Below are 10,274 nucleotides of genomic sequence, written 5' to 3'. Positions count from 1 at the left end.
CGATGGATTTGTCCAAGGCCTTCCAGGCCGGGGCTGCGAAGCGCCTGCCGCAGGCGGCGCAGTGCTTTGACCGCTTTCATGTCATCAAGCTGGCCAACGAGGCGGTCGAAGAGGTCCGCCGCCTTGAGGTCAAGAGCCAGCCCGCTCTCAAAGGCAAGCGCTGGGGCACGCTCAAGGATCATTGCCGCTGGAGCCGGACCCAGATCGACGACATGCACTGGCTGACGCACTCGAATCTGAAGACTGCGCGCGCCTGGCGGCTCAAGGAAGCCCTGCGAGCCATCTTCGAGACGGCCAAGGACGGCATCGATCCCGAGCCGGCCTTGAAGCGCTGGGCGTCCTGGGCGCGGCGTTGCCGGCTCGCGCCCTTCAAGCGATTGGGCGCGACCGCGCGAAACCATCTGCACGGCATCGCCAACAGCGCCCGACTGGGTCTGTCCAACGGCATGGCCGAATCGATCAACTCCAAGGTCCAGGCGGCCATCGCTCGGGCTCGCGGATTTCGTACGCTCTGGCATCTGATGACCATCATCTACCTCACCTGCAGCAAGCTTTCACATCTGCCTGCGCCTCCCTATGCCCGACTTGCCACCGCTCTTTGAAATCGGATGGTTCCACTCGAAACAGCATAGACCCGCTATTCGTCTTCGTTGTCCGAAGGGGGCTTGTGCGTAGGCGCGGCCGGACGTTCGGCCTCGTCTTCCTCGTCTTCGTGAAGGTCGTCGAAGGCCGCCGGCTGCTCGACCGGTTGCGCGACCGCGACCCGTGCTGCCGGAACCTCTTCGGGGGGTGGTTTGTCCTCATCATTGCCAGGTGTGGCTGCAGCCTCGCTGGCGCTCGTCATGGACGCCCGCACCGGCTCGGCCAGCGCGAGATAGACCGGTCTTGCGCCGATCAGCCTGGCGGTGCCGCTGCCGATGATGGAAGCCATCATCAGTGGCACGGTCATGCCGTAGCTGTCGGTCATTTCCGCGACGATCACGAACGAGGTGATGGGGGCCTGCACCACACCGGAAAAGTACGCGACCATCGACATCAGAACGATGGCGCTCAGCGGGATGTCCTGAAACAGCGCAGCGAGGTCGGCGCCAAGCCCCGCGCCCACCGCCAGCGACGGCGAAAAGAAGCCACCCGGAATGCCGCTGGTCGCCGAAATCGCAGTGGCCAGCAGCTTGAGCAGCCCAAAGCCGGCGGAGGTGTTATCGGTGCCTTCGACCAGAGCCCTCGCCGTGTCATAGCTCGTGCCGAACGTCGCGCTGCCGGACAGGATGCCGACTACGGCGACTGCCAGGCCGCAGGCCGCGGCGAATCGGATCGGGTATTTCTGCATCGATGTGGAAATCAGTGGCAGGCGACCGGTTAGTACGGCGACCACGATCAGCGAGAAGATACCCCCGGCGAGTCCGCAGGCGATGCCGCAGAACGGAATCGCAATCCACTGTTCCATGCCTTCGAGCTTGATGCGTGCCTGGCCGAAGTAGGTGTAGTCCCCCATGAAGGCGAGCGACGCCACGCCGGCGATGATGACGGCGCTGAGAATCAGGCCGTTGACGCCGCGTTCCAGTGAGCGGCTCATCTCCTCGATCGCAAAGACGATCCCGCCCAAGGGCGTGTTGAAGGCGGCGGCGACGCCGGCGGCCGAACCGGCCAGTATCAGCGCGCTTTGCTGGCGGCCCCACAGGCGCCCGACCGCGTGCATGATCGAAGCGCCCACCTGCACCGTGGGGCCTTCGCGCCCGATCGAACCACCCGAGGCAATGCCGATCCACATCATCAGGATCTTGCCGATGGCGATACGGGGCGACAGCAGCTTGCCGCGCAAGGTCTCGTCCGTGAGATCGCGCGCAACGATGGCCTGCGGAATGCCGCTGCCCTGCGCGTTGGGAAAGAAAAAGCGAGTGGCGGCTGCCGCCGCGGCAAAACCAAGCGGCGTGATCAGCAGCGGAACAAACGGAGAGATCGCCAGCAGCCGATCAAACAGGTCCTGCGCCCATTCGGCGCCCACAGCCATCAATACAGCGGCGAGTCCCACGGCAAAGCCGCCGCCCCAGAATGCGAGGCGTCGCGTCCACTGCTGTGGCGAAAACCACTCTGTCCGCGCAAGTTTCGAGAGCCGAATGCGCTTCAACTTCAATCCAGGGCCAAAGGCGGCGAGGCAAGCAGAGCCGCTTGGTAAGTGAGCGAATGTTACGAAGCAGTTTACTCCAGTGACATGAGCGGCGGCACCGAGCCCTGCGGGTCATGTTCGCGATCTGCTTTAATCAGGCGCTTGCCCACGCCGATTCCGGAGGCCCCCGAATGCGCACCTTGGTGCCCGCATTATTACTGTTGACCTCGGTACTGACCGCGAATCCCGCCATGGCTGACAGGCTCACAATTGATCGTATCTATGGCGATCCCGCGCTCGAAGGCGCTGCTCCGCGCGGACTCAAGATCGCACCGGACGGCTCGCGTGTCGGCTTTCTGAAAGGGCGGGCCGACGACCAGAACCAGCTCGACCTCTGGTCCTACAACTTGGCCGACAACAGCACGCGGCGGCTGGTCGATTCCCGGAAGCTGGTGCCTGATGAAAAGCTCTCGGATGTGGAAAAGGCCCGGCGCGAGCGCGCCCGCACCGCAAACTTTCACGGCATCCTTGACTACGAATGGTCGCCGGACGGTCAAGCCCTGCTGTTCCCGCTGGGTGGCGCGCTCTACCTGCTGCGTCTCGACCAGCCGGATACACCACGCAAACTGACTGATGGCGGCGTGATCGATCCCAAGATTTCCCCGCAGGGGCGCTACGTGTCATTCGTGCGCGACCAGAATCTTCACGTCATCGATTTGAATTCCGGCGAGTTACGCCAGCTGACCGAGGACGGCGGTGGCACGATCCACAACGCCCTGGCCGAATTTGTGGCCCAGGAAGAGATGGATCAGTCCAGCGGCTACTGGTGGGCGCCGAACGACAGCGCCATCGCCTTCAAGCGATATGATGAAGCCCCCGTGCCGGTCGTGAAGCGTTTCGAGGTCTACGCCGACCGCACCGAAGTCATCGAACAACGCTATCCCGCCGCTGGCGACCACAATGCCCTGCTGTCGCTGGGGCTAGTGTCCCCGCAGGGGGGCGCCGTGCACTGGATCGACCTCGGAAAGAACACGGACATCTACCTGCCTCGCGTCGACTGGCTGCCGGACTCCAGCGCCCTGAGCTTCCAGCGGCAAAGTCGGGATCAGAAGACGCTGGCGCTGATCCGGGTCGATGTCGGCAGCCTCCGCCAGAAGACGCTTGTCACCGAACATGCGAAAACCTGGATCAACCTGCATCGCGATCTGCATTTCCTCGAGTCACGCGCGCAGTTTGTGTGGGCGTCCGAACGCACCGGCTACAAACATCTCTATCTGTACGCGAATGACGGCACGCTGATCCGACCCCTGACGCAGGGGCAATGGCAGGTAGACAGCCTGCTCGCCGTCGATGAATCCACCGGCACCGTCTACTTCGACGCCAACAAGGATGCGGTAATCGACCGACAGTTGTACGCAGTACCACTCCACGGCAAGAGGCCGGCGTCACCCCGGCGCATCACCGACCGTGACGGTACGCACGAAATTGAGTTCGCCGAGACGCCGACGCTCTACGTGGACAAGTTCTCGGATCCGATGACACCACCGCAGGTGAGCGTGCACGCGCCGGACGGCAAGCGCTTGGCCTGGATCGAGCAGAACAGGCTCGACGACACCCACCCCTACGCACCCTATCTCGATTCGCACGTTGTACCCGAGTTCGGGCAGATCAAGGCCGAAGGCGGACAGACACTGTGGTATCGCCTGCTCAAGCCCACAGGTTTTGATCCGGAAAAGCGCTATCCGGTAGTCGTCTACTTTTATGGTGGTCCGACCGGACAGCGCGCGACACGAAAATGGGTTGACCCGTTCTCGGAATTCATGGCGCAGAACGGCTACCTGGTGTTCACGCTCGACAATCGCGGAACCGAGCGGCGCGGCCGTGCATTTTCGGATGTGATCTATCGCAAGCTCGGCGACTACGAAGTTCGTGACCAGATCGCGGGCATCGACTGGCTCCGCGACCAGGACTTCGTGGATCCCAAACGGGTCGGCGTGTTCGGCTGGAGCTACGGGGGCTACCTCTCGCTGATGATGCTGGCCAAGGATTCGGCGCAACTCGCGGGTGGCGTCGCCGTGGCTCCGGTGACCGACTGGACGCTCTACGACACGCATTACACCGAGCGCTACCTGTCCACGCCGCAGGACAATCCCGCAGGCTACGAGAAGAGCGCCGTATTCGACTGGCTCGACGGACTCGAATCGCCGCTGTTGCTGATCCACGGAATGGCCGACGACAACGTCCTGTTCCTCAACTCCACCCAGCTGATGGCGTCGCTGCAGGCGCGCGGCATCCAGTTTCAGCTGATGACCTATCCGGGTGGCAAGCATCATCCGTCCACTCCGGCGATGAAGAAGCACACCTATCAGGCGATCTACGAATTCTTCGAGAAGACCGTCAAGGGTTCATCTGCGGAATGAAGCGCGGCGACGCGTGAATCCTTGCATGTAGGCGCGCATGCGCATAAAATCGCGCGCCTTTCGACGTAAGCCATCTTTGCCGATGGTTTACCGAACTATAACTACCGACTAGAGCGGAGCAACATGAAGACCGTTTTTGCCAACGCTGAAACGGCGAAGCGTGACTGGGTACTGGTGGACGCCACCGACAAGACCCTGGGACGCCTTGCCAGCGAGATCGCGCGACGCCTGCGCGGCAAGCACAAACCCGAGTTCACGCCGCACGCTGACACGGGCGACTACATTGTCGTCATCAACGCGGAAAAGGTCCGAGTGACTGGCCGCAAGCTGACCGACAAGATCTACTACCGTCACACCGAGCACCCGGGTGGCATCAAGAGCACCGCCTTGCGCGACATGCTCGACAAGACCCCGGAGCGCGTACTGGAAAAGGCCGTCAAGGGCATGCTGCCCAAAGGCCCCTTGGGCTATGCCCAGTTCCGCAAGCTCAAAGTCTATGCCGGTAGTGAACATCCGCATGCCGCCCAGCAGCCCACGCCTCTGAATATCTGACCCCATGGCTATTACACAGAATTACGGCACCGGCCGTCGCAAGACCGCCGCCGCCCGCGTCTTCATCAAGCTCGGCAGCGGGCAGATCACCATCAACGGCAAGACCCCGGAAGTCTATTTCGGTGGCCGCGAGACCTCGCGGATGATCGTGAACCAGCCGCTGGAAATCGCCGAATCGGTCGACCGTTTCGACATCATGGTCACCGTTCGCGGTGGTGGTTCCAGCGGCCAGGCCGGCGCGATCCGTCACGGCATCACGCGCGCCCTGATGGAATATGACGAATCGCTGCGACCGTCGCTGCGTGCCGCCGGTCTGGTGACCCGCGATTCGCGCGAAGTCGAGCGCAAGAAGATCGGTCGTCACAAAGCCCGCCGCGGCGTTCAGTTCTCCAAGCGCTAACGACCATTCCGGCGGCGGCTTGAACGTCGCCGCCGGATCATTACGCTTGGGACTCCCAATTGGGGGATCGTCTAATGGTAGGACTGCAGACTCTGACTCTGCCTATCTAGGTTCGAATCCTAGTCCCCCAGCCAACACCGCTTCCGAGGCGTTCCAAGTCAGACCGGAAGCACATCATAACCCCGCGAAATGCGGGGTTTTTTGTGCCTGACAGGTCCGATAGATGCCAACCGGAGCCGACGTCACGCGGGCAGCAAAGCGTGTAGTGAACAGACCACCGCCTTCAGGCGGTGGTCTGTTCACTTCTACTTCATGGACGAGGAAGTCGGGCTGTGCTACCTGCGGGTGCCGACGTGGTGTCCGTTCCGGCTCCAGTTCTACTGCAACGGCCACGGCTGGCTGGCTGGCACGGCGGCTGACCCAACAGCGCATCGGCTTCACGCTGGACGACCTGGCGCGCGCCCAGGCTCTGGCCGATGAACTGGACCCCAAGGCTTTTGCCGCGGACCTGCCTACGCGACCTCGTTCACTGCGATTCAGCGTCACAGCCCAGCAGGGCGAACTCGCTGCCGTTCATGTACCGCGGTTCCGGAAGATAGGCCTGCATGTGTTCGCGCGCGTCACCGGGCGCACGCGTGGCCTGGACGGCATGCTCGAAGTCCGGCGACGGCAGCATGTTGCGCAGCAGCACCAGCATGTCGTCCGGGTGCCCCGCGCCGTCGCCGACAGCAGGCCATTCCAGCCACGCGATTCCGCACTCGCGGCGGGCGTTGTCGGGGCGGTCTTGCGCGCGGGAGGCGACGATGATGTAGCTGTCGGTCTGGTCCAGAGGCACCTGCTCGTCGTAGAGGCAGTCGGTCACCTTTTGAGTGAAGGTTTCATTGGTGCACAGCGACCAGTAACGCAACTGCGCCGCTGGCATCAACTTCGTGCCGCTGCGGGTCCGGGGCGTGTCCGGCATGCGCCCTTCCAGCACCAGCAATGGCCCGAATCGCCGATTTGCCATCAGCGTCAGATAACCGTTCTGGGGATTGCTGAAGACCCCGCCGCTGCGCTCGGGTTGCCCGCCGCACCAGCCCAGATAGGTACAGCGCTGGAAGTAGAAGGTGTTGTAGAACGCGCGCCATTCCGGCCGCGATTGCGCAGGAAAGGTCTCGGCCCGCCACGGCTGTTCGCGCACCATGGTATAGACCCAGCGTCGGCCGGACGAGCTCACCAGCAAGTGCCGATCCACCTGCAGCGCATCGCAGGCCGGCTGTCCATGCAGCACCGAGCCGTTCGCCTGAACCAGCTCCACATCCGGCAGCCCGGTTCCACCGGTCGCGTCGAGCCCCTGATCCGGCACATAGATCCGATAGAACAGCGAAACCTGGCCGTCGAAACGCGGGTCGGCATAGATCGTGTTCTCCGCGCGCGCGCCGTCGGGGGGCGATTGGGGCAGCACATCGAGCCCGTAGGCGCGTGACTCCACGTCGCGGCGCACGCCGGGACGGAACGGGTTGAAATGGTCAGTCTCCGGGGAGATCTGCGTATCGTAGATCGAATCGGTGGGCGATTTGAGACTGTTGTAGCTCACGAACGACATGTAGCGCGCATGCGGGTAACGACCACGCAGCCGCAGTTTCGCGCCGTCCGGCACCGTGAAACGGGCGGACCAATAGGTAGCGCCGCTGTCGGGAAACGCGGTGTTGGTCTGCTCGCGTTCGAGTGTATAGGGGCCCACCCAGAAGCAGCCTTCGATCGCCTCGGCGGGATCGATCGGTGTTTCCTGCGCGCCACAGGCGCCGAGCATCAGCGATCCGACGACCATCACAAGGACGAGCAGACGGGCTTCTACCAGCATCGAAACGCTCCAGCGGATGGACGGCACAGAGTGACTAGCGGTGGCTGAACTCATGCACCGAACCTGCCAGCACGAAAGCCCGCTTTGCCGAAGGGGCCCGATTGCCGTGCCTCATCAGGCCGCGCCCGTCTCCATGTTCAGATCGACTGCAAAGGCATAACGGCCAAGGTTCGCCCGCAGCGCTTCCGCAGTCGCGGCGGGCGCGCGCGCGCGCACCTCGGCGACGATACCGCGACGGCTGTCCTGCCGCACCTGCAGTCCTTCGAGTTGCAAATCGGCGATGCCGGCCAGCTCCTCGCGCACCAGGTTCTCGACTTCGCGCAGCTTCAGGGCCGGCTTGTGGATCTTGCCGACCGGCGTCAGCGGCATCGGGTCGATGATATGGATCGCCTTGGGACGTGCGGCGCGTTCGCCGATCTCGCGCTCGGCGTAGGCCAGCAGGGACGGCTCGTCGATCGAGGCGCCCGGCTTGAGCTGCACATAGGCCACCGGCAGCTCGCCGGCGTGCGCGTCGGGCCGGCCCACCGCGGCGGCGAGCGCGACCTGCGGATGCCGGTGCAGCGGCTCCTCGATGGATGCCGGGTCGATATTGTGCCCGCCGCGGATGATCAGCTCCTTCTTGCGCCCCGTCAGCCAGAAATAGCCGTCCGCATCCTGGCGGCCGAGATCGCCGGTATTGAGCCAGCGCCGCTCGTCGCCGCAGTCGATCCAGAGCTTCTCGTTCTGGGCCGGGTCGAGGTAACCGGCAAACACGTTCGGCCCGGAGATCGCGATCGCACCCGGCTCATCGACCTCGGCATCACGCACATAGCGGCCTTCCTCATCGAGCATCAGCACCTTCATGTCCTGATGGGGAATCCGCAGGCCGATCGAGCCGATGCGTCGTTCGCCCTCGGGCGGATTGACCGAACTGACGCAAGTGCCTTCGGTCAAACCATAGCCTTCGAGGATGCGAATGCCGGTGGTCTGCTCGAAGCGTCGGAACACTTCCAGCGGCATTGGCGCGGCGCCGCACAGGCCGAACTCAAGACTCGACACGTCCGCCTTGCCCAAGGGCACCTGCAGCAAGCCGGCATACAACGTAGGCACGCCGCTGAAGAAATTGACGCGATAGTGCTGCACGATCTTCCAGAAATTCTCGATCACGCCCTCGCCACGATAGCCTTGGGGCGAGCCGAGTACGACATGTGCCCCTTTCATGAACGGCAGCAGGCCGGTCACCAGGGTCGCGTTGACGTGAAACAGGGGCAGGCCGCAGTAGACGACCTTGCCGAGCCCGACACCGTCGTCGACGACGCTGCCGGCGGCCCAGGCGTCGGCGATCTCGTTGCGGTGGGTGCGGGTCGCGATCTTGGGGCTGCCGGTGGTGCCGCCGGTGCAGAAATACGAGGCGATCTCGTCGCCTCGTATCTGCCGGCAGGAGTTCAGGCGGTTCCCGGATTCGCGCGCCAGCTCGGTGTGAAAGTCGTGGACTAGAGCGGCTCCGACGGATCGGGGCAGCTTTTCTCGCAAACGCAGCGCCTTGAGCGCGAGCTTGCGCTTGAAGTCCAGATGCTCGGCCAGGTCCACGCGCAGGATATGCCGCAGTGATCCGACCCGGGGCAGGAACGGCAGAAGCTTGTCCCACAGGTCCGCGCCCGGCACCGGCAGCGGCGCGATGGTGACCAGAACCCTGGCCTGGGCCGCGTCGAGCAGCTCGGCGACCTGCGGCGGTTCCAGCAGCGGATTGACGGCGAAGGCGATACCGGCGGTCTCGCCACCCCACAGGACGAAGTGCGTTTCCGGCAGGTTCGGCAGCAGGTAGGCGACGACATCGCTGGATCCCACGCCAAGACGGCCGAACAGATTGGCGCAACGCGTCACCTGCTCGAACAGATCGCGATAGCTGTAGCTGCGGGCTCGCTCGTACTGCTTGCCTTCGAGAAAGAAACTCAGGGCCGGCTTGCCGCCGTAGGCCTTGGCGCTGTTGCGCAGCAGTTCGTAGGTCGAAGCCGGCAAGGGCTGGTCGACCAGGCTGCGGGCTTCGGTGGCGCGCACGTCGTCGAGACTGCGAATGGTCATGGGCAACGGTCCCTATGGGTTATCTGCTGGCACGTCTTACCGGTCGCGGGCTCCGAAGAAAGAATCTCCAGGCTCACTTGGACCGATTGGATCCCCAAGTGGAACGTCATCCCGACCACGTGATCAGGCGGTCCAAAGGCCGGGCGGCCGGAGTGGCATTGGTCCTGTTTGCTGGCGGCTTCTGGGCAATGTTTGCCTTGGTCGCGGGCATTATAGGCGTGGCGGCCCTTTCCGTGCCTGGGTGAGGACGGGCCCGACTCCGAAGTCTGTCGTCGGCGTCAGATGCGGGCCCAGATTGGCTTCCACCAAGGGCACCAGCTCCTGCTGGAAACGACGATGGAATTGCGTCAGGCCTTCGCGCAGGGCAGTATTCATTGAGCGGGTGTGCTGTCAATGGCAACACCCGCGCTTCTCTTTTTCGCCGAAATCGCCGGTGAGAAAATCAGCCTCGTTCGGGAATTTCGAAAGAGACTCAGGAGAAACCGGCGGCGAGCGGCGGCAAACCCGCCACCGCCGCCCAGATTCCGAGCAGCGCCAGCGCCTGAACCAGACCGCCGAACACCCAGTAGTTCATTCGACGCGGCGCCTTGCGGATCCAATGCGCCACCAGAATCTGCGGCGCCATCGAATCGGACTCGCGAATCGGTACCAGCCAGGCACTGAAGGCGGCCGGCACACCGGCGGCGTGCAACAACCACGACAAGACCAGCTTCGGCGAGGCCAGCAGATCACCGGTCCTGATCGCCCCCAGAGCGACCAGATGGATCAGAAAATTGCGTGGCAAATGGCGGCAGGCGGACTCCGGAATGTCCTTGAACAGGAGCACATCATCGTCATCGCTGAGCAATCCATAGCTTTCGTTGGCGGGCGTCGACACAATTCGACCCGGCG

Annotated in this window: 9 protein-coding genes and 1 tRNA gene; 5 read left to right on the top strand and 5 right to left on the bottom strand. The window is 63.5% G+C overall.

Annotation, left to right across the window (positions count from 1 at the left end; genetic code table 11):
* A partial coding sequence (locus RM530_RS01445) for a transposase (RefSeq protein ID WP_311363422.1) occupies positions 1–602 on the top strand: 602 nt, incomplete at its 5' end.
* Between the two features lie 35 nt (positions 603–637).
* Here RM530_RS01445 and RM530_RS01440 read toward each other — a convergent pair.
* On the bottom strand, positions 638–2,032 hold the full coding sequence (locus RM530_RS01440) for a chloride channel protein (RefSeq protein ID WP_311363421.1): 1,395 nt from the start codon (positions 2,030–2,032) through the stop codon (positions 638–640).
* A 326-nt stretch (positions 2,033–2,358) separates the two neighbouring features.
* On the opposite strand from RM530_RS01440, the gene RM530_RS01435 reads away from it, so the two are divergent.
* The 4 genes from RM530_RS01435 to RM530_RS01420 all read left to right on the top strand — a co-directional run bounded on the left by RM530_RS01435 (position 2,359) and on the right by RM530_RS01420 (position 5,613).
* Positions 2,359–4,527: a S9 family peptidase gene (locus tag RM530_RS01435; RefSeq protein ID WP_311363420.1), complete on the top strand. Its 2,169-nt coding sequence runs from the start codon at positions 2,359–2,361 to the stop codon at positions 4,525–4,527.
* A 123-nt stretch (positions 4,528–4,650) separates the two neighbouring features.
* Positions 4,651–5,079: a 50S ribosomal protein L13 gene (gene rplM / locus RM530_RS01430; RefSeq protein WP_311363419.1), complete on the top strand. Its 429-nt coding sequence runs from the start codon at positions 4,651–4,653 to the stop codon at positions 5,077–5,079.
* A 4-nt stretch (positions 5,080–5,083) separates the two neighbouring features.
* Positions 5,084–5,479 (top strand): 30S ribosomal protein S9, encoded by a 396-nt coding sequence (gene rpsI, locus RM530_RS01425; RefSeq protein WP_311363418.1) that lies wholly within the window; start codon positions 5,084–5,086, stop codon positions 5,477–5,479.
* Between the two features lie 60 nt (positions 5,480–5,539).
* Positions 5,540–5,613 (top strand) — tRNA-Gln (locus RM530_RS01420).
* Positions 5,614–6,005: 392 nt separating this feature from the next.
* On the opposite strand, the gene RM530_RS01415 is transcribed toward RM530_RS01420, so the two are convergent.
* The 4 genes from RM530_RS01415 to RM530_RS01400 all read right to left on the bottom strand — a co-directional run bounded on the left by RM530_RS01415 (position 6,006) and on the right by RM530_RS01400 (position 10,260).
* Positions 6,006–7,322, bottom strand: a complete 1,317-nt coding sequence (locus RM530_RS01415; protein WP_311363417.1) for a hypothetical protein — start codon at positions 7,320–7,322, stop codon at positions 6,006–6,008.
* Positions 7,323–7,436: 114 nt separating this feature from the next.
* The gene (locus RM530_RS01410) at positions 7,437–9,383 is read right to left on the bottom strand and encodes an acyl-CoA synthetase (protein ID WP_311363416.1); all 1,947 of its coding nucleotides are present in this window, start codon (positions 9,381–9,383) and stop codon (positions 7,437–7,439) included.
* A 210-nt stretch (positions 9,384–9,593) separates the two neighbouring features.
* A complete protein-coding gene (locus tag RM530_RS01405) occupies positions 9,594–9,758 on the bottom strand; it encodes a hypothetical protein (protein ID WP_311363415.1) in 165 nt (54 codons plus the stop codon).
* Between the two features lie 97 nt (positions 9,759–9,855).
* Positions 9,856–10,260, bottom strand: a complete 405-nt coding sequence (locus RM530_RS01400; protein ID WP_311363414.1) for a hypothetical protein — start codon at positions 10,258–10,260, stop codon at positions 9,856–9,858.
* Positions 10,261–10,274 lie beyond the last annotated feature (14 nt).

Origin of the sequence: Banduia mediterranea (assembly GCF_031846245.1) — a bacterium.
Taxonomy (GTDB): Bacteria; Pseudomonadota; Gammaproteobacteria; order Nevskiales; family Nevskiaceae; genus Banduia; species Banduia mediterranea.
Note: the sequence above shows the minus strand (reverse complement) of the source record. Positions and strands in the feature narration are given on the sequence as shown.

Bases quoted from the DNA above. Each gene is read 5' to 3' on its own strand.
- RM530_RS01415 (WP_311363417.1), bottom strand. From the start codon at position 7,322: ATGCTGGTAGAAGCCCGTCTGCTCGTCCTTGTGATGGTCGTCGGATCG.
- rpsI (WP_311363418.1), top strand. From the start codon at position 5,084: ATGGCTATTACACAGAATTACGGCACCGGCCGTCGCAAGACCGCCGCC.
- RM530_RS01435 (WP_311363420.1), top strand. From the start codon at position 2,359: ATGGCTGACAGGCTCACAATTGATCGTATCTATGGCGATCCCGCGCTC.
- RM530_RS01405 (WP_311363415.1), bottom strand. From the start codon at position 9,758: ATGAATACTGCCCTGCGCGAAGGCCTGACGCAATTCCATCGTCGTTTC.
- RM530_RS01410 (WP_311363416.1), bottom strand. From the start codon at position 9,383: ATGACCATTCGCAGTCTCGACGACGTGCGCGCCACCGAAGCCCGCAGC.
- rplM (WP_311363419.1), top strand. From the start codon at position 4,651: ATGAAGACCGTTTTTGCCAACGCTGAAACGGCGAAGCGTGACTGGGTA.